Annotated in this window: 19 protein-coding genes; 13 read left to right on the forward strand and 6 right to left on the reverse strand. The window is 73.4% G+C overall.

Annotated elements, in window-relative coordinates; genetic code table 11:
• The first annotated feature begins 36 nt into the window (after positions 1–36).
• The 6 genes from ACFU74_RS10025 to ACFU74_RS10050 all read left to right on the forward strand — a co-directional run bounded on the left by ACFU74_RS10025 (position 37) and on the right by ACFU74_RS10050 (position 6,874).
• Positions 37–453 (forward strand): hypothetical protein, encoded by a 417-nt coding sequence (locus tag ACFU74_RS10025; RefSeq protein ID WP_380754556.1) that lies wholly within the window; start codon positions 37–39, stop codon positions 451–453.
• A complete protein-coding gene (locus ACFU74_RS10030) occupies positions 450–1,478 on the forward strand; it encodes a hypothetical protein (RefSeq protein ID WP_380754558.1) in 1,029 nt (342 codons plus the stop codon). Before ACFU74_RS10025 ends, ACFU74_RS10030 begins: the two co-directional genes overlap by 4 nt.
• 85 nt (positions 1,479–1,563) lie before the next feature.
• On the forward strand, positions 1,564–2,424 hold the full coding sequence (locus ACFU74_RS10035; protein ID WP_380754561.1) for an ABC transporter ATP-binding protein: 861 nt from the start codon (positions 1,564–1,566) through the stop codon (positions 2,422–2,424).
• A complete protein-coding gene (locus ACFU74_RS10040; RefSeq protein ID WP_380754563.1) occupies positions 2,421–3,398 on the forward strand; it encodes an ABC transporter substrate-binding protein in 978 nt (325 codons plus the stop codon). Before ACFU74_RS10035 ends, ACFU74_RS10040 begins: the two co-directional genes overlap by 4 nt.
• 4 nt (positions 3,399–3,402) lie before the next feature.
• Entirely contained in the window at positions 3,403–5,469 is a 2,067-nt protein-coding gene (locus ACFU74_RS10045) for an iron ABC transporter permease (RefSeq protein WP_380754566.1), read from the forward strand.
• Between the two features lie 400 nt (positions 5,470–5,869).
• Positions 5,870–6,874 carry a substrate-binding domain-containing protein gene (locus ACFU74_RS10050; protein ID WP_380754568.1) on the forward strand — a complete coding sequence of 335 codons (1,005 nt, stop codon included), beginning with the start codon at positions 5,870–5,872 and terminating at the stop codon, positions 6,872–6,874.
• Positions 6,875–7,000: 126 nt separating this feature from the next.
• On the opposite strand, the gene ACFU74_RS10055 is transcribed toward ACFU74_RS10050, so the two are convergent.
• The gene (locus ACFU74_RS10055; protein ID WP_380754570.1) at positions 7,001–7,411 is read right to left on the reverse strand and encodes a hypothetical protein; all 411 of its coding nucleotides are present in this window, start codon (positions 7,409–7,411) and stop codon (positions 7,001–7,003) included.
• A 203-nt stretch (positions 7,412–7,614) separates the two neighbouring features.
• On the opposite strand from ACFU74_RS10055, the gene ACFU74_RS10060 reads away from it, so the two are divergent.
• Positions 7,615–8,673, forward strand: a complete 1,059-nt coding sequence (locus tag ACFU74_RS10060; RefSeq protein WP_380754573.1) for an ArsR/SmtB family transcription factor — start codon at positions 7,615–7,617, stop codon at positions 8,671–8,673.
• 10 nt (positions 8,674–8,683) lie between these two features.
• Here ACFU74_RS10060 and ACFU74_RS10065 read toward each other — a convergent pair whose 3' ends face one another.
• Positions 8,684–8,851, reverse strand: a complete 168-nt coding sequence (locus ACFU74_RS10065; RefSeq protein ID WP_380754576.1) for a hypothetical protein — start codon at positions 8,849–8,851, stop codon at positions 8,684–8,686.
• A gap of 295 nt (positions 8,852–9,146) precedes the next feature.
• On the opposite strand from ACFU74_RS10065, the gene ACFU74_RS10070 reads away from it, so the two are divergent.
• Positions 9,147–9,791 carry a hypothetical protein gene (locus tag ACFU74_RS10070; protein WP_380754579.1) on the forward strand — a complete coding sequence of 215 codons (645 nt, stop codon included), beginning with the start codon at positions 9,147–9,149 and terminating at the stop codon, positions 9,789–9,791.
• Positions 9,792–9,825: 34 nt separating this feature from the next.
• Here ACFU74_RS10070 and ACFU74_RS10075 read toward each other — a convergent pair whose 3' ends face one another.
• The gene (locus ACFU74_RS10075) at positions 9,826–10,242 is read right to left on the reverse strand and encodes a hypothetical protein (protein ID WP_380754582.1); all 417 of its coding nucleotides are present in this window, start codon (positions 10,240–10,242) and stop codon (positions 9,826–9,828) included.
• Between the two features lie 49 nt (positions 10,243–10,291).
• Between ACFU74_RS10075 and ACFU74_RS10080 the strand changes: the two genes are divergently transcribed.
• The 4 genes from ACFU74_RS10080 to ACFU74_RS10095 all read left to right on the forward strand — a co-directional run bounded on the left by ACFU74_RS10080 (position 10,292) and on the right by ACFU74_RS10095 (position 14,824).
• The gene (locus ACFU74_RS10080; protein ID WP_380754585.1) at positions 10,292–10,678 is read left to right on the forward strand and encodes a hypothetical protein; all 387 of its coding nucleotides are present in this window, start codon (positions 10,292–10,294) and stop codon (positions 10,676–10,678) included.
• Positions 10,679–10,724: 46 nt separating this feature from the next.
• Positions 10,725–12,035, forward strand: coding sequence for a hypothetical protein (locus tag ACFU74_RS10085; RefSeq protein ID WP_380754588.1), 1,311 nt, complete (start codon positions 10,725–10,727; stop codon positions 12,033–12,035).
• A gap of 11 nt (positions 12,036–12,046) precedes the next feature.
• Positions 12,047–13,294: an ATP-grasp domain-containing protein gene (locus ACFU74_RS10090; RefSeq protein ID WP_380754591.1), complete on the forward strand. Its 1,248-nt coding sequence runs from the start codon at positions 12,047–12,049 to the stop codon at positions 13,292–13,294.
• A gap of 156 nt (positions 13,295–13,450) precedes the next feature.
• Positions 13,451–14,824 carry an erythromycin esterase family protein gene (locus ACFU74_RS10095; protein ID WP_380754594.1) on the forward strand — a complete coding sequence of 458 codons (1,374 nt, stop codon included), beginning with the start codon at positions 13,451–13,453 and terminating at the stop codon, positions 14,822–14,824.
• A gap of 17 nt (positions 14,825–14,841) precedes the next feature.
• On the opposite strand, the gene ACFU74_RS10100 is transcribed toward ACFU74_RS10095, so the two are convergent.
• Positions 14,842–15,558 carry a hypothetical protein gene (locus ACFU74_RS10100; RefSeq protein ID WP_380754597.1) on the reverse strand — a complete coding sequence of 239 codons (717 nt, stop codon included), beginning with the start codon at positions 15,556–15,558 and terminating at the stop codon, positions 14,842–14,844.
• A 265-nt stretch (positions 15,559–15,823) separates the two neighbouring features.
• On the opposite strand from ACFU74_RS10100, the gene ACFU74_RS10105 reads away from it, so the two are divergent.
• Complete coding sequence (locus ACFU74_RS10105; RefSeq protein WP_380754600.1) at positions 15,824–15,988, forward strand: hypothetical protein; 165 nt, start codon at positions 15,824–15,826, stop codon at positions 15,986–15,988.
• A gap of 260 nt (positions 15,989–16,248) precedes the next feature.
• Here the strand turns inward: ACFU74_RS10105 and aceB are convergent, their stop codons facing one another.
• Positions 16,249–17,901 (reverse strand): malate synthase A, encoded by a 1,653-nt coding sequence (gene aceB, locus ACFU74_RS10110; protein WP_380754603.1) that lies wholly within the window; start codon positions 17,899–17,901, stop codon positions 16,249–16,251.
• Positions 17,902–18,038: 137 nt separating this feature from the next.
• The gene (locus ACFU74_RS10115; RefSeq protein ID WP_380754606.1) at positions 18,039–18,641 is read right to left on the reverse strand and encodes an isochorismatase family protein; all 603 of its coding nucleotides are present in this window, start codon (positions 18,639–18,641) and stop codon (positions 18,039–18,041) included.
• Positions 18,642–18,723 lie beyond the last annotated feature (82 nt).

Genomic DNA, 18,723 nt, shown 5'->3' on the forward strand with positions numbered 1-18,723 from the left:
CGGACCGGCGACCACCCGAGCGAAGAGAGCCACGCCATGACCCCCGACGAGCTGTACGCCCGCTACCGCACCCTGCTCGACCCGGACCGCACCGACCCGGGTGAAGGGACCCCGGCCGTCGACGTGTCCGGAGCACCTGCCCGGTTCGACGTGCGCGAGCAGGTCCGCCGGGCCTTCGAGGAGCACCCGGACGCCGGATTCGTCCGGCTGCTCGCAGGGGCGGAGTTCGTCGGGAAGGTCCGCGGTGACGAAGCCGCCGACCCGGACGGCGGGCACCGAGCGGTGGGCGGCGACTCGGCGATGCTCGGGCTGGCGGGGCACCCGGGCGCCGTCTCGGCGATCCGGCTGGTCTGCGCGGACGTGAACTGCGCCGCCGAGCAGTACGTGAACTACGTCGACGACCCGCTGCCGGTCTGCGAGGTCTGCGGCGGCTGGACGGACTGCGCGGAATGACCATCGGCGCGTTCGCCAAACCGGTCACCTCGCTGTTCTCCGGTCGCTTCTTCGTGGTCTCCGTCCTGCCGACCAGCGCGGCGGCCCTCTACCTCCTGGTGCTGTGGAAGGCCGGTGCCCCGGGGCCGGTGGAGTTCGGCCGGGCGTGGTCGGCGCTCGGCAGGACCGGGGCCGGCGGGATCGTCGCCCTGGTCCTGCTGGTCGCCATCGCCGCGAAGATCTCCGAGCCGTTCCAACTGGTGGTGCTGCGCTGGCTGGAGGGCGCGTGGCCGCACCGGCTGCGCCGGCTGACCGACTGGTGCGTCCATCGGCAGAGAACCAAGCGGGGCGACGTGGACGCCCGGGTCCCGGCGGGCTCCACGCCCGAGGTCGTCCACCGGTCCGGCCTGAACGTGGTGCTCGCCGCCCGCCGCTACCCCCGCCCCCACGAGGACCACCTGCTCCGGCCGACCGCGCTCGGCAACGTCCTCACCGCCACCGAGCTGCGGGCCGGGAGGCCGTACGGTCTGGACGCCGTCACCGTCTGGCCGCTGCTGGAGCCACTGCTGGACGACAAGGTCCGGGCAGCAGTCGCGGACCGCCGGGACTCGATGGACGCGCTGGCACGGTTGAGCGTCACCAGCGCGCTGCTCGTGCCGCTCTCGCTCTGGCTGCTCTGGCGGTCGGGGTGGTGGCTGCTGTTGGCAGCGGGTCTGGTGGCACTGTCGCGCCTGGCCTACCTCGCGGCCGTGCAGGCGGCCCTGGCGTTCGGCGAGTGCGTCGTGTCAGCCGTCCACCTGCACCACCTCGACCTGCCGAGGGCACTCCACCTTCCGCTGCCGCCGGACATCGTCGCGGAGGTCGCCCAGAACAGGCGGCTCACGAGGTTCCTCCTCCAGAACGGCCGGCTGGGCCTTCCCTACGAGCACCCCGCTCCCGCCACGCCCGATCCCGCCGCCCCGCCGACGACCCCGCCGGCCGCACCGCCCGCCCCCGCACCGGTGCCGCCGCAGGCCGGTGAGCCGGGTGCCACGGCGGGGTGGTAGCGGCGCGCTCGCCGAGAAGCCGCCCCGCGTTCGGCGGAGTCCGGCGCTTTTCGATTCTAGGTAAGGTTAGGCTAACCTCATCGGCGTGAATGCCGGTGAAGAGATCCCCGCGGCCGATCGTCCCCGCGGCCATGACCTGTCGGCCACGGGTGTCACCGTGGCGTACGACGGAGTCGACGTCGTGCACGACGCGTCGTTGACGCTGCGGGCCGGCGAAGTGACCGTGCTCGTGGGTCCGAACGGCAGCGGCAAGTCGACGCTGCTGCGGACGCTCGCGCGGCTTCAGCGGCCGCGGACCGCCGCGATCGTCATCGACCAGGACACCGATGGCCTCGCCCTGTCCCCCCGCGAGTTCTCGCGCCGGGTGGCCCTGCTGACCCAGGGTCGCCCGACCCCGAGCGGGCTGACCGTCCGGGACGTCGTCGACTTCGGCCGCTACCCGCACCGGGGCCGCTGGGGCAGGACGGACCCGGACGGCCGGGCCGCCGTGGACCGCGCGCTCGGACTGACCGGCGTCGCGGACCTCGCCGAGCGCGGCGCCGAGCACCTGTCCGGAGGGCAGCTCCAGCGCGTCTGGCTGGCCGGCTGCCTCGCCCAGGAGACCGGTGTGCTGCTCCTCGACGAGCCCACGACCTACCTCGACCTGCGGTACCAGATCGAACTCCTGGACCTCCTCCGGGACCTGGCGGACGACCACGGGATCGCCGTCGGCGCCGTCCTGCACGACCTCGACCAGGCCGCGGCCGTCGCCGACCGGATCGTGCTGCTCCACGCGGGGCGGGTCGTCGCCGACGGCAGCCCCGAGGACGTCCTGACAGCGCGGCGCCTGACCGACGCGTACGGCATCCGCATCGAGGTCGACACCGACCCCCTCACCGGCCGGCTGCGCACCCGCGCGATCGGCCGGCACCACACCCGGATCGAAAGGCTCAGCACCACCCCATGAAGCACCTCGCCGTGACCACGGCCGCCATCGCCGCCGCAGCTCTTGCCCTGACCGCGTGCGGGACCACCGAGCCGACCGCCGGCGACACCAGGAACAGTGCCGAACGCATCACCCTCACCGACTCGACCGGAACCGAGGTCGAGCTCGACGGACCGGCGAAGAAGGTCGTCGGCACCGAGTGGAACGTCGTCGAGAGCCTCGTCTCGCTCGGCGTCGCCCCCGTCGGCGTCGCCGACGTCAAGGGCTACCGGAGCTGGGACACCGCCGTACCGCTCAAGAACGAGCCCAAGGACATCGGAACGCGCGGCGAGCCGAGCATGGACGCCATCGCGTCCCTGGCGCCGGACCTCATCGTCGCCACCAACGACCTGCCGCCGGCTGCCGTGACGCAACTGCGCAAGGTCGCCCCGGTCCTGGAGCTGAAGGCCGCCGACGCCGCGGACCCGATCGGCCGAATGACCCTGAACCTCGACCTCATCGCCCGGGCCACCGGCACCACCCAGGAGGCCGAGAAGCTCAAGAAGGGCTTCCAGGCGAAGCTCGACGAGGGCAGGAAGGCCCTCGCCGACGCCGGTCTCGGCGGCGCGCAGTTCGCCTTCGCCGACGGCTACGTCGTCGCCAACCAGGTCTCGGTCAGGCCGTACACCGGCGGTTCGCTGATCGGCGCGGTCAACGAGAAGCTCGGTCTGAAGGACGCCTGGGGCGTCAAGGGCGACGAGCTCTACGGCCTCGGCACCACCGACGTCGAGGGCCTCACCAAGCTCGGCGACGTGCACTTCGCCTACATCGGCAACGAGGAGGACAAGGACAGCACGCCGTTCACCGGGTTCCTGGCCAAGGACTCCGTCTGGACCTCCCTTCCGTTCGTGGCGAAGGGCAACGTGCACCGGCTGCCCGACGGCATCTGGATGTTCGGCGGCCCCGAGTCGATGAACAAGTACGTCGACTCCGTCGTGAAGGCGCTGAAGAAGTAACCCGATGGCCGTCACCGCAACCACTCCCGCCACCCGCCCGTCGGCGGCCACGTCCCGGACGGGAACGGCCGCGGTGACGGTCACCGTGGTCCTCCTCGTCACGGCCCTCGCCCTCGTCGACCTCACCCAGGGCACCGCCGCGGTCGGCGCGCCCGAGGTCTGGAAGGCGCTCACCGGCCGGGCCGACCCCGCCGACGCCTCCGTCGTCGTCGCCTCGCGACTGCCGAGGATGACGGCGGGGCTGCTCGTCGGGGCCGTGCTCGGCACGGCGGGCGCCGCCCTGCAAGCCGTCAGCCGCAACGTGATCGCCTCACCCGACACCCTTGCGGTCAACGCCGGCTCCTACCTCGCCCTCAGCACGGTCGCCGTCACCGGTGTCTCGCTGCCGCTGTTCGCCTCCTCCGGCGTGGCGTTCGGCGGCGGCCTCGCGGCGGCGGCCGTCGTCCTCGGCCTGTCCGGCCTGGGCGCCGGCACCGTCCGACTCGTCCTCGCCGGCAGCGCCCTGACGCTCGGCCTCACCGCCGTCACCGAGGGGCTGCTCCTGCTGTTCCCCCAGCAGACGGCGGGCCTCTACCAGTGGAACCAGGGCAGCATCGCCCAGAGCGGCTTCAACGGTGTGCTGCAGCTGGCCCCGGTCGCCGTCCTCTCCCTCGCCGGGCTGCTCCTCGTCGCCCGCCGGGTCGACGCCCTGGCCCTCGGCGACGACGCCGCCCGCGGCCTCGGCGTCCCCGTCCGGACCACCCGGATCACGGTGGTCGTGCTCGCAGCGCTGCTCTCCGCGGCGGCCGTCACGCTCGCCGGGCCGATCGGCTTCGTCGGCCTGTGCGCCCCCGTCCTGGTCCGCTTCCTCGCCCGCCGGCTCCGCGCGTTCACCCGGGCACGGGCGGCCCTTCCGCTCGCGGGCCTGGCCGGTGCCGCGCTGGTCCTGGGATCGGACGTGCTGCTGCGCACCTGCGTGCCGGCGGACGTCGCGGTCGCCGTGCCGACGGGCGTCGCCACCAGCCTCGTCGGCGCCGTCTTCCTGATCGTCATGGCCACCCGCGTCCGGGACACCGCGGGAGCCGCCGCTGCCGAACGACTGCGCATCAGGAGCCGCACCGTCTTCCTCGCCACCACGGCCGTACTGGTGGCCGTGCTCGTCTGCGTGACCGTCGCCGCCGTGCTGCTGGGCGACAGCAAGCTGCTGCTGGGCGACGTGGCGAACTGGGCCCAGGGCAGGGCCGGCCGGGCCGTCGGCTTCGTCCTGGACACCCGCACGCCCCGGGTCCTCGCGGCACTCCTGGCGGGGGCGGCGCTCGCCCTGGCCGGAACGACGGTCCAGGCCGTGACCCGCAATCCGCTCGCGGAGCCCGGTGTCCTGGGTGTCTCCGGCGGGGCCGCGCTCGGCGCCGTGCTGCTGGTGACGACGGTTCCGCAGGCCGGCTCGTGGAGCGTCGCCGGTGCCGCCTTCGCGGGCGCCGCGGCCAGTTCCCTGCTCGTCTTCGGGCTCGCCGCGCGCGGCGGGTACCAGCAGAACCGGCTCGTCCTCGTCGGGTTCGGCGTCGCCACCGGGACCTCCGCACTGATCAGCCTGCTCATCGTCCTCACCGACCCGTTCAACGCGACGAAGGCCCTCACCTGGCTGTCGGGTTCCACCTACGGGCGGACCCTGCCGGATGTCGTGCCGCTCGCGATCGTCCTCACCGTCGGCGTGTTCGTCGCGGTGGTACGGCGCACCGAGCTCGACCTCGTCTCGCTCGACGAGGACACCCCGAAGCTCCTGGGACTCGACCTGTCCCGGGGGCGCCTGGGCTTCCTCGTGCTGAGCGTCCTGCTCAGTGCGACCGCCGTGGCAGCCGCGGGGACGATCGGCTTCGTGGGCCTGGTGGCTCCGCACGCGGCCCGCGCACTGGTCGGCCGGCCGCACGCACGGGTGGTTCCGGTCGCGGTGCTGCTGGGCGCCGTGCTGGTCTGCGCCGCGGACCTGCTGGGCCGAACCGTGATCGCGCCGGCCCAGCTGGGCGCCGGCCTGATGACCGCGGTGATCGGCACGCCGTACTTCCTCCACCTGCTCGTCCGCGGCCGCCGGTAGGCCGCGCACGGCACCACGCGAACGGCGCCACGCGAACGGCACCACGCGAACGGCGCCGGGGAACCCGAAGCGGGCTCCCCGGCGTCGGCCGTTCCGGGTGGAGGCGGTGGAGAGCGGCCCCCGCGGCGTGGTGGCCGGGTGGCCGGGTGGCCGGGTGGCCGGGGGAAGAACTCTTGGGGGGCGGGGCGCCGCCCGGGCCGGATACCGGCTGGCCGGAGCATCCAACAACCCCGTAAACATGGTGAGTTGCAGAACGCTCGCCGTTGTCGCGGCGTGGCCGGGTGGTGAGGATGGGCGCACCTCCGGCCGGTGGGGCCGGGTGGGTGATGCCCGGGAGGGATCTTCGATGCGTTCGACGGCTGCCCGTGTGATGACGGGTCTCGCGGTTGCGCTGTGTGCGGTGGCGGTACCGGCGCCGGCGGCGATGGCCGATCCGCCGACCGGGGTGGTGCCGGCCGCCACCGACCTGGTGGGGGTCGGGGCGGACACCACGCAGGGGTTCATGAACCAGACGTCCGACGACTACGACGCCACCGTCCTGCCCGGGCAGCCGCGGCTCTACAGCTGGGACGCGATCGGGACCAGCCCGATCACGACCAAGGCCGGAGCGGCGGTCATCACGCGTCCCGACGGCAGCCTGGCCGGGTTCAACGCGCTGGCGCTCCTCACCGGTTCGACCGTGGACTACGTCCGCTCCGCACGCCAGCCGGCGGCCGGCCCCAACCCCCAGCCGTACATCTTCGTACCGTTCGCGCGCGACGCGGTCACCTGGGCGGCCAAGGCCGGCGGCCACGCGCCGGCCAACCTGACCCCCAGCCAGCTCAATAGCATCTACCAGTGCACCGCCACCACCTGGAACCAGCTCGACCCGTCGTGGATCAACGCCACCATCAGGCCGGTGCTCCCGCAGGCGAACTCGGACACCCGCGCCGCGTTCCTGAAGGCCATCGGCGGCGGCACGCCGGTGACCCCGGGCGCCTGCGTGACCTCCGGTCCGCGCAACGACCGCGGCACCGACCCGCTGCTCAACGACGACGACGTGGTGTTCCCGTACTCGGTCGGCGCCTACGTCGACCAGGTGTACCGCGGCCACGGCACCGCGATGGACTCGCCCGGCCCGCTCACCCTCCGCGCCGTCAACGGAATCGCGCCCGTCGACAGCACGACGAACAGCATCAACCCCGCCTTCGCCGGCACCGTCCACGGTCGCGTGCTGTGGCACGCCTTCCGCACCGCCGACTACACCGCCACCACCGCCCGCGGCATCGCCCTGCGCAAGATCTTCGGCCCCGTCTCCGCCACCACCGGCTGGATCTGCGGCCACCCGGCCGCGATCACCGGCTACGGGTTCCTCACGACCCCCAACTGCGGCACCACCGTCTACGCCACGGGCATCAGCCTCTGAGCCGTGACCGGGGCACGCCCTTCCCCTCCCACGGCGCGGCAACAGGGCCGGCCGACCGCTCGCGAGTGGCGGCCGGCCGGCCCGGGGGCCCTCACGGGGCTCGTCGTGGCAACGGCCCGTCGGGTGTCAGCCGGCCGGGTTCGTGCCGCCCGGCCAGCAGTAGGGCAGGCCGGGGATCGGGCCCCAGTTCGGGCCGCCGGAGAAGTACACCGCGCTCACCCAGACACGGGCGTTGCCGGAGTCGTCGTCGGTGTTCACCCACCAGTTGTTCGAGTAGCCGAGGTCGTGGTACGATTCGCCCTTGGCCTGGCAGTACGAGTAGGTGCTCGCGTTGGCGTAGAGCACGCCGACCGGGCTCCCGCCGATGTTCGTGCCGTAGCTCGGGCCCGTCGCCCAGGTCGGGGTGGTGATCGGGGTGGTGAAGTCGAGGGGCGCGGCGGCTGCACTGCCGGCCCCGAGACCGACGACACCGGCGGAGAGCGCGGCGCCCATCAGGGCTGCGGCGGCCGTCCGGCCGGCCTTTGCGAAGATGCCCATCGGTAATGACTCCTCGTCGTCAGTGCCCGTGACTCGGGCGACGAATCGACTATTGGTCAGCTCCTGCCCGTCCCGCACCAGGTTTCGGCCAGAACCGAAACCCACTGGTAGCGCCACTGATCCGATTCGACAATCCTCAACCATGTGGTGTTCACGTCAGTTGACGGAGCAACAAGATGTGGCGGAGGAGGGGAACGAGTCGGATGGTGCTGCGGATCCACTTCACCGCCGAGGACCTGGCCCGGGTGGTCCTGATCCCGCCGGGCGGGCCGATGCTGGGCGAGACCGTGCTGAGCCTGCAACTGCTCCGGCGCACCGACCAGCCGCTGCGCTTCGACCACTGGCGCCGGCGGGTGCTCCGCCGGCGCGGCCCCGAACTCCACCTGCTCCGCGCGCTCGTGCCGCCCGCCGACTGGGTGCCCGACCTCCTCACCCCGCTCCGCGACCGGACCGGTCCGGAGGGCGTCGAGGCGATCGCCGCGACCCCGGCCCGCCGGATCGCCACCGACCTCGCCGGACTCGACCACCGCCACCGCCGCCCCGGCACCCGCCCGCCCGCCTGGACCCGGCGGCTGGCCGACGGCGACCGGGACGCGCTCGACGCCGTCGTCCGGGCGCTCACCGCGTACCACGCACACGCCGTCGCCCCGTACGAACGCGGTATCCGGGCCCTCCTGGAGGCCGACTGGGCGGCCCGGACCCGCACCATGGCCACCCGGGGCGTCGACGCCCTGCTGGCGGAGCTGCACCCGGGCGTCCGCTGGCGTCCGCCCGTCCTCGAACTGCCCTCCGCCGGTGAGCGGGACGCCCATCTGGAGGGACGCGGCCTGGCACTGGTCCCACTGTTCTTCTGCGGGCCCGCCCCGCGCGCGCTGATCAACCCGGTCGACCGGCCGACCGTCGCCTACCCGCTGCCGTACGACCCGCTCAGGACCGACCCGTTCATGCCCCCGCGCCAGGACGACGGCGGCCTCGCCGCCGTCCTGGGCCGCACCCGGGCCGCGGTGCTGCGGGAGGTCGCCGCCGGCCCGGGCGCCACCACCGGCTCACTCGCCCGCACCCTCGGGGTCTCGCTCGCCACCGCGTCCGAACACGCCGCCGTACTGCGCCGCGCGGGGCTGCTCACCAGCCACCGCCAGCGCTCCACCGTGCTGCACACCATCACGCCGCTCGGTAGCGACCTGCTCGACTCGGCCGCCCGAGGCCCCGGGGCTGCCACTGCCGCCCGACCCGGCGCCCGCCCCGGCGCCCGGCCCGGCTGACGCACCCGGCTCACCGCCTGCGCGTCACCGGCAGCACGGGCGCGGAGGGCGCGGCCCACAGGGGGATCACCTCGACGACGGCGGCGGTGCCGCGCGAGGCGCTCTCGGCGGAGGTCCCGGGGACGGCGGCCCGACGGCCGGTCCGGATGTTGGCGGCCACGGTGTTCACTGAGGTCATGGCCAGGAACCTACCGGCCGGGTCCGACAGGGCGGCCCGGCCGCGCGCCGATCCCCCGCGACGGCCGGGCGGGGGACCGGCAGGGCACCTCGGCGGGCAGCTGCGGGAGGCCGGAGTCGGCCCGACCGCGAGCCGTCGTGGGAGGGCGGGGAGCTGCCGAGGAATCGGTCACGGCAGAACCCCGGTCCGTCGCAGATCGGGGTTCTGCATCTCCCGGACACCGGCGGGACACGGGCTCTAGCCTGACGCCGTGACGAGTCGAACTCGAACCTCCCGAACAGGCGCCGCTGCCGTTGTGGCCACCGGCCTCGTGCTCCTCACCGCCTGCGGGGGCGGCGACGGCAAGACGAGACAGGTCGGCTGGTACCGCACGGTCGACAACCTCTGCGCGGTGGTGGGCGACCCCGGCCTGCCGGGGGAGCTGAGGAGCACCACACCGGTGACGAGCGACGGGATCACGAGCGACCCGTCCAACGCGTTCAGCTGCAGCTACACCGGCGGTCCCGGCACGGAGGACTGGCGGGTGGGCATCAGCGCGATGGTCTTCAAGGCGGCCCGTGGCTGTCACTGGCTGGCGGTCGAGGCGAGCAGCGCCAGGTCCCCGCTCGGCGGTCCCAAGCCGACCGAGACGCGGAAGTTCGAGACGACCGACGGCGGGGGGCTCGGCCAGGAGGGCTACCAGTTGTCGGTCCGGCACCCGCTCACCGACACCATCCCCGGGCCGGTCAACCAACTGAGCTTCGATTCGGGTGTTTGCGACGGGAACCTGCGCCTGACGGTCAGTGTCGACTACGGCGCGGGCTCGGGGATGTCCGCAGACTACCCGGGCGCGCTCGACAAGGCGGAGGAGGCGTCGCGGAAGAAGGCCGCCGAACTGCTCAAGCGGACGCTGGAGAAGCTGTACGAGCGCCCGATGAGCCCGCAGCCGACGGCACCGTGACGGCGGGCGCAACGAAGCGGGCCTGCCCGGTGCGTCAGCGGCGGGCATACAGGGCGAACATCCGGCGTGCGGTGCTCTGCAGGTCCCCGGTGCCCGCGCCGTCGGAGAACCCGACGACATTGGCGACCGCCCCCGCGAGCGCCGATCCGAACGCGGTCGCGGTGAGCTGGACCGTCGTGACCGAGGAGCCCGCGAGGTCCTGGTCCTCGTCCGGCGTCAACTGCAGGACCCTGGTGAGCAGATGGGGCCACGCCATGCCGATCCCCCAGCCCAGTACGAGCAGTGCGGCACTCACCGCGGCGATCGCCGCGACCGTGCCCGAGTGCACCGGACCGGCGAGGAGGAGTCCGGCGAGCCCGACGAGGGAGATTCCCCGACCTGCGAAGACGTCGCGAACCGGGGCTCGCCCGACGGGGCGGCCGAGGACGTACAGCCCGGGCGCCGCGGTCACGCCGTCCTCCTGAGCGAGAACTCCGTTGCTCGCGCCGGGCGGGGCGTCGGTGGCCTGGGACCTCCCGACCCCGCCGCGCTGCTCCCCCGAGGACGTCTGCCGGGCCGTCGCGGCGCACGCGGCGACACCGGGGCCGGACGAGTGGATCACCGGCGGCCTCGTCGGTTCGCCGGCCACGGAGAAGCTCGCGGCCGTCGGGATGCCGGCCCCCTGTCTCCCGCACGCCTGCTCCACCCACGGGCCGGAGGCCGGGGACGCGTCGACCAGGACGGCGCTGGACGCGATCGCGGTCGTGCGCGAACGGCACGGGTCGCGGCCGGCCTTCCCCACCGCGCACACCGAGTACGTCGCCCCGCCACCGCTCCCGGCCCGGCCGCCGTCACGGACTCAGCGTCATATGACTGATGCGAGAGGGATGCACCGCACCCGACAGTGATGATCGACGGGTCTCACGACAGAGCACAAGCACACGAGGGCTTGACATGACTCACACGTGGTCAATCACCGGCGCGGCCCAGGACTTCGGTCGACCGGAGGCCGTGGTGGACAACGCCGGACACGCCAACAGCGGCCTGACCGGCCAGGCGGCGGACGAGGACCGGCCGAACGGAGCGGACGTGGACAGCAGCCGACTCTTCGACGGTGTCGCGCACCGCCGTCAGCCCACCGTTCCCATCCCGCGCCGCTCGGGTTCACCGCTGCGCGACTACGTCCTGCACAGCCTTCCCACCGCCCTCGACGACCTCTCGAACGGAAACCTGACACATCATCAATTAGCAGACTTTCAGGAACAGATGCTCCGCGACATCACTCCGCGGTGCCTCTCCGAGGACGACGAGGGGACCGCGCGCCTCCTCCAGCTCGACCTGCTCTTCCTGCTCAACGGCTATGCGCCCGCGGGGCCGCAGGCCGCGCCCCTCGCCCTGACCGGGCTGGTGTCCGCCCAGTGCGGCAGGTTCCCCGCCCTGGACCCCCATCTGAGCTACGAGCTCCTGATCGACGTCAACTGCGAGGAGTACCGGCGCAGCGGGGACGTCCGGGTGTTCTCCGCGGGCCGGGACGCCGCCCTCGAACGGGACTTCTACCTCGGCCACCACCTGTCCGAGCCCTGGGCCAGATCGGCCGCCTACGGCCTGCGTTCGCTGCTGCTGCCGGCGGCTGCCGCCCGACCGGCCGCGGTCCTCGACGACGTCGCCGAGTCCCTTGTGGAGTTCACGCGGTACATGGCCAGGTACCGCAGGCTGTCACAGCAGGCGTTCAACCGGTTCCGCCCCTACCACATGGGGCATCCCGGCGGCCCGCGCGGCGCGAGCGGTGCGTTCATGCCCAGTGTCCACCTCCTCGAACTGGCCCTGCTGCCGCCGTCGGAGGAGTACGGCATCTTCCTGGACCAGTCGATGTCCTACTTCCCCTCGTGGTCCCGGCCCGTCATCGCGCGGTGGCGCGGCGACTCCGTCCGCGGGGCGAACGTGCACCAGCGGCTGCGGGACGGGCGGCTGGTGCTCGACCGCGCGGACCGCGACCGGCTGGTCAGGGTGATCGACAGGTTCGTGGACTTCCGGATGGCACACCTGGGCGTCACCCGGCACGCGCTCCCCGAGGCCTTCCGGGACCGGACCGGGCTGACCCGTCGCGGCATCCGCGAGCAGGGCGGCGAGCACGGCGTCCTGGACGGACGGGACCCCGGCACGTCGGGGTTCAGCGTCCGGCACGTGCTCACCAACGCGGTGTACCGCCTCCTGGCGCTCCGCGCCGACCTCGCCCACCCCGGCTCCGCTCCGGCCAACCAGTAGGCAGGCAAACGATGTCAGCATTCCGTGTCGCGGTCGTCGACGCGTTCGGCTCGTCGTTCGGGTTCACCGGCGCGTTCGGCGCGCTGGGCGGCGAGGTGGTCCAGGTCCGGAGCACGCCCCTCCCACCGGTCGGCGTCGACCCGGTGGACGACCGGGCCTTCGGTCACGTACTGGTCCACGACGGCGAGTTGGACGTCCTGGCCGCCCGGCTCGCCGCACTGGGACCGGTCGCGGTCCTGGCCGGTCGCGAGACCGGGGTGGAGCTCGCCGACGCCCTCTCCGAGCGGCTGGGGCTGGCGTCCAACGGCACGGCCCTGAGCAGCGCGCGGCGCGACAAGTACGCGCAGATCGAGACGGTCAAGGCGCGGGGCGTCCCCGGCATGCGGCAGCTGCGCACCGGTGACGAGGCCGAACTGCTCGCCTGGCACGAGGAAGTGGGCGGGACCGTGGTCGTCAAGCCCCTGCGCGGCTACTGGGGTGACGGCGTGTCGTTCTGCGACCGGCCGCAGGACTCGGCCGCCGCGCTGCGCAGGCTGCTCGGCCGTCGTGCGGTGCTGGGCGAGCCGGTCACCGAGGTCGTCGCCCAGGAGTACCTGGTGGGCGCCGAGTACATCGTGAACACGGTCAGTTGCGCGGGTGTGCACCAGCTGACCGACGCCTGGCGCACCGAGCGGATCGAGGCCAACGGGGTGCGGGACCTGATGACCGCGCAGGTGCTGCTGCGCTCCGACGACCAGCCGGTCGGCGAGCTCTTCGACTACGGCCGCCGGGTGCTGGACGCCCTCGGCATCCGGTACGGCGCGGCACACCTGGAGATCAAGCTGACGCCGGACGGCCCACGGCTGGTCGAGGCGGGCGCCCGCGTATCGGGGCTGCCCTACTACACGGCCGAGGTCCTGGGCGAGGGCCAACTGGAGTGGGCCGTCGACGCCTACGTCCGGCCCGAGCGGTTCCGCGCCCGGGCCGGCCGGCCCTACCGGCGGCGGCACGCGTTCGCCTGGGCGGCGCTGGTCGCCCCGGCCTCGGGACGGCTGCGGTGCTACCGCGCGCTGGACCGGGTCGAGCGGCTGGCGAGCTTCCGCTCCCTCACCGTACTGGTGAGGCCCGGCGACGCGATCACCGCGACGACCTACGATCGCGAGTACCCGGCCACCCTGACGCTCAGCCACCCGGTGGACGCCGTCCTGCAGCGCGACCTCAACACGGTGCGCTACCTGGACGGCCCCGGGATGTACGAGATCACCCCGGCGGCCGGTTGACGGGTTCGCCCTCCGGCCGACCGCCTCGCGGGGCCCACCGCGGACTGGGACCGTGGTCCCGGTGCCCCGCCCATCGGCGGGTGAGGCAAACCCCCGGGCCGATCGGGGGGCGCAGCGGATGGTCCGAGTAACCCCGGGGCGGCGAGGGTTGGGGCCATGAACACACGAAAGTTCCTGCTCACCACCCTGCTCGTCCCGCTCGGCGCCACCCTGGCCCTCGCCCCGGCCGCCTCCGCCGCCGCCCCGCCCGCCCCGCCGTCCGCGTCGGCCTCCGCCGAGGCCGCCGCGTTCCACTCCCCCGACGCCGCCCTCGGCCGGGTGGCGCACCCGCTGCGCACCACCGAGCCGTACGGCGGCCTGGCCGACCTGCGTCCGCTCGGCCGGATGGTCGGCGACGCCACCGTGGTGGGCCTGGGCGAGGCCACCCACAGCTCGCACGAGTTCTTCACCGTCAAGCACCGCGTCTTCCGCTACCTGGTGGAGGAGAAGGGCTTCCGGACCTTCGCCCTCGAAGCCGCCTGGAGCAGCGGGCTGCGGATCGACGCCTACCTCCTGCGCGGCGAGGGCGACTTGAAGCAGATCATGGACGAGGAGTTCCAGGGCACCTACCGGTGGTGGAACAACGCCGAGTACCGCGACCTGCTCCAGTGGATGCGCGCCTACAACGTCGGCCACCCCGGCGACCCGGTCCGCTTCGTCGGCGACGACAACGGGTTCGCCGGGGCCGAGCTGTACGACAAGGTCGGCGCCTACGCGGCCGCCGCCCGCCCCGAACTCGCCCCGCAGCTCGGCGAGCTGTACCGGGGCCTGCGGCCCGCCACCGACGCCGCGACGTACGTCGACGACTACCTCTCGAAGCCGATCACCGAACGCAAGGCGATCGCCGAGCGGACCGGCCGGGCGGTGGAGCTGCTGAAGCAGCGGCCCGGCGCCGACGCCGAGGCGCACGCCTGGGCCGTCCAGCACGCCACCGCGATCCACCAGATGACCACCCTCTACGCCTTCGACTTCGACGACCCGCAGAGCATCCCCGACGCCATGCGCTACCGCGACCAGGTCATGGCGGAGAACGTCGCCTGGTGGCGGCAGCGGACCGGCGACAGGATCCTGGTCGGCGCCCACAACGGCCACGTCGCCCTCAAGACCTACGCCCCCGCCAGCCACCCGAAGGTCCAGGGCGAATTCCTGCGCGAGCGGCTCGGCGCCGGCTACCTGAGCATCGGCCTCGCCTTCGACCACGGCACGTTCAACGCCTTCAACCACGACGGCGCCCCGGAGCGCTTCACCACCGGCCCGGCGGCCCCCGGCACCGCCGAGCACACCCTCGACAAGGTCCGCTACCGCGACTTCGTCGTCGACCTGCGCGACGCCCCGGCCGCGGCCCGCAGCTGGCTCGCCGCACCGCACACGATCAAGAACATCGGCGCCACCTACCCCGGCATCGCCGACGCCCCGCAGATCCGCCTCACCCAGACCCATGACGTCCTCATCCACCTCCAGCAGGTCGAAGCGGCCCGCATGCTCAACTAGGCCCGCTCCACCGGGTGTCAGAGGTTCCAGGTGACCGCCGTGGAGGCGGCGGTCACCCCCAGCCAAAGGAGGACGGCGACGGCCAGGAGGAGGGCGGGCGGCATCGGCAGCGACATGAGGACGAGGGAGGAGATGAACGCGACGACGAGGGCGACCGCGCCGACGACGGCGGAGCGGGCGGCCTCCGGTTCCAGCCGTGACCAGGTCAGGCCGTGGGTGGTGAGCGCCGATCCCAGGGCGACCAGGAGGGGGACTCCCAGGGAGACGACGAAGGACACGTCCAGGTTGTCCACCCGGTGCCCCTCGTAGGTGAGCGCGGCCACCCTCCCCCGGAAGACCGTCAGATCGACGTCCGCGCCGATCCTCACCCTGTTGTAGAACGCCTCGGCGACCTCGTAGTCCCGGGTCGGGGCGGCCACACGCGCCACGGTGACCGCGTGACCGGCCGTGGGGTCGGCCGCGGCGGGACCGGCGCCACGGTGGCGGAACTTGGCCGTCACCGTGCCCGTCTCGTGCCGCACGCAGTCCGCACCGGGCCGGTGCGCCGCCGTGCCGCACACGGGGGCCTTTCGGTAGGCGTAGGTCCGGATGTCGGCCTCGGCGAACCAGACGAAGCCGACCACGGTGCCGACCAGGCCTGCCAGGACGAGCAGGCACGGCACCAGTGGGAGGTCGACCGGTCGGAGGAACCGGAGGCGGGCCGCGGGCCCGGTCCCCCTGGTCCGAGCGTTCATGGCGACTCCTGGCAGCCGTCGGCGGGTCGGTGCTTCGGACACCGCGGTCCGCGGCGGTCCGGGCGCACGCGGACCGGACCGGCTCGGCCGTGGGACCAGGATGCGCCAACGGTCCGCCGCGGGGAAGCGGCTTCGCGAAAGTGGGGCGGAGCCGGGCCCACCGCCCCACTCTTTCGTTCGCCACTATCATGCGAGCATTGGTATAGTGCATCTGCAACTATTGCAGACGTCACCACCCGCTGTGCTCTCCTCGAAGGACCCCGTCATGGAAACATCCCGGATCGGCCTCCCCCCGCTGGCCGGGCCGGCCGAGCGCCCGGCCGACGAGGCGCGCCCGCCGGCCGGCCCCGGAACATGGGTGGCCGCGATCCTCGTCTGCCTCGTCGCAGGAGCGAGTCCGATCATCGGCTTCCTGAGCTTCGCCCGCTGACCCCGCCACCCGGCCCCTGTGGTTCACCGGCTCGGCCGCGGACCTGGCCACCGCGATGTCGGCCCTGTCCGAGGAGGCCTGGCGCGCCCCGGTGGCCACCGCGCACGGCCGCACGGTGCCGGCGTCCGAGAGCCCCTACCTGCGCGCCCGGAAGCTGCTGGTGCACACCGTGGACCTCGCCGCCGGGATCACCTCCGCCGGCCTCCTCGGGGACTTCCTGCGGGAACTGGAGCGGGCCATCCGGGCGCGCCGGTTGCTGCTCAGCCCAGCAGGGGAAGCGCCGGCAGGGTCAGGAAGTCCGCGAAGTCCTCGGCCAGGACCACCTGTTCGAAGACCTGGGCGGCCTCCTGCCAGCGGCCGGCCCGGTACGCCTCCTCCCCCAGATCGGCGCGGAGTTCCGCCAGCTCGGCGGCGACCAGGGTGCGGACCAGTTCGGCGGTGGCCCGCTCGCCCGTGTCGGCGAGCACGACTCCGTTGTGGACCCACTGCCAGACCTGCGAGCGGGAGATCTCGGCGGTGGCGACGTCTTCCATCATGTTGAAGATGCCGACCGCGCCGAGCCCGCGCAGCCACGCCTCCAGGTAGCGGATGCCGACCTGGACGGCGTTGTGCAGCCCGGTGCGGGTGCAGCTGCCGCCGGCGCCGGCGATGTCGAGCAGTTGCGCGGCGGTGACCGGTTCGGCCGTTCCGGGATCGTCCTTCTGGTGCGGGCGCTCGCCGAGCACCGCGTCGAAGCAGGCGCGGGCGACCGGCACCAGGTCCGGGTGGGCGACCCACGAGCCGTCGAAGCCCTGGCCGGCCTCGCGGTCCTTGTCGGCCCTGACCTTCTCCAGGGCGGCGGCGTTGGCCTCCGGGTCCCTGCGGCTGGGGACGAACGCGGCCATGCCGCCGATGGCGTGGGCGCCGCGCCGGTGGCAGGTCCGCACCAGCAGCCGGGTGTAGGCGGCCATGAACGGGGAGGTCATGGTGACGGTGTTGCGGTCCGGCAGGACGTACTGCTCGCCGGCGTCGCGGAAGTTCTTGACGATCGAGAACAGGTAGTCCCAGCGCCCGGCGTTGAGCCCGGCGGCGTGGTCGCGCAGCTCGTAGAGGATCTCGTCCATCTCGAACGCCGCGGTGACGGTCTCGATCAGCACGGTGGCGCGGACGGTGCCGTGCGGGATGCCCAGTTCGGCCTGGGCGTGGGTGAACACGTCGTTCCACAGCCGGGCTTCGAGGTGGCTCTCGGTCTTCGGCAGGTAGAAGTACGGACCGGAGTTCGGGTCCTCGGCGCCCTTGGCGAGCAGCCGGGCCGCGTTGTGGAAGAAGTACAGGCCGAAGTCGACGAACGCGCCGGCCACCGGGACGCCGTCGACCAGCAGGTGGTTCTCGTCGAGGTGCCACCCGCGCGGGCGGACCACGACGGTGGCGAGTTCGGCGGCGGGCTTCAGGGTGTAGGCCCGGCCGGCGGGGGTGGTGAAGTCGATCCGGCCCTCGAAGGCGTCGATCAGGTTGACCTGGCCGCCGACCACGTTCTCCCAGGTCGGCGAGGTGGCGTCCTCGAAGTCGGCGAGCCAGATCCTGGCCCCGGAGTTGAGCGCGTTGATGACCATCTTGCGGTCGGTGGGGCCGGTGATCTCGACCCGGCGGTCCTGGAGCGCCCTGGGGGCCTCGGCGACGCGCCACTCGGCGGCGCGGACGGCGGCCGTCCCGGGGAGGAAGTCCAGCACGCCGGTCCGGGCGATCTCGGCGCGGCGGGCCTTCCGCCCGGCGAGGAGCTCCTGCCGGCGGCCCTCGAAGGCGCGGTGCAGGCCGGCGACGAAGGCCAGCGCCTCCGGGGTGAGCACCTCCTCGCCGCGGTGGACGGGCGGACCGGCGACGGTGACGACCGGAGCGACGGGCGGGGAGCCGACGGGCCCCTGGTATGCAGCCATGAACAGGACACTCCTAAGACGGTTGAGCCTGGTGAAGGGAGGGGGCGAGCCGCGCCCGGTGGGGTGCGTCGACCGGGCGCGGCTCAGTCAGCGGCGAGCGGCCCCGAAGGGGATGCCCGCACCGGCGGGGGTCGGGGTCAGACGGCGACCCGGTCGTTCGGCGCGCCCGCGAACGCCCCGGCGATCTCGTCGACCGAGCGCACCACGCCGATCAGCGGCAGGATGTTCGCCACCGAGAACTCGTGGCCCTCAGCCGTGACCGAGGACATGGCCCCGTTCGCGAACACCACGTTGTAGTAGTTCTCGTACGCGGCCCGACCGGTGCCCTCGACGCCGAAGTTGGTGGACATCCCCAGCAGGACGATCGTGGTGATGCCGTGCCGGCGCAGCTGCACGTCCAGGTCGGACCCGTGGAACGCGTTCCAGCTGCGCTTCGCGATCACCGGCTCGTTCGGCCGGGGCGCGACCTGCGGAAGCAGCTCGTCCCAGCCCGGCTCGCGGTGGGGCCGCGCCGGGCGCATCTGCTCGATGCGCAGCGGCTGCAGCGAGTCCGACTCGTCGGGGAGGAAGGAGGTGCGGACGTGGACCACCAGCGATCCGGCGTCGCGCGCGGCCTCCAGCAGTCGCAGACTCTGGTCGAGCACCTCCTCCGGGGAGTACGGCTCGGCGCCGTGCGAGAGGTTCGCGCCCTGGAGGTCGATGCAGACGAGGGCGGTGGTGGCGGGATCGAGGAGCTTCATGTGTGCCTTTCCTGTGGCTGGGCGGCGTTGTCCGCCGCGGTGTTCCGGCGGGTGTCGCCGGAGGATCGGGGCGAGGGCGCGG

The sequence above is a fragment of the Kitasatospora sp. NPDC057500 genome (assembly GCF_042802195.1).
In the GTDB taxonomy this organism is placed as follows: domain Bacteria; phylum Actinomycetota; class Actinomycetes; order Streptomycetales; family Streptomycetaceae; genus Kitasatospora.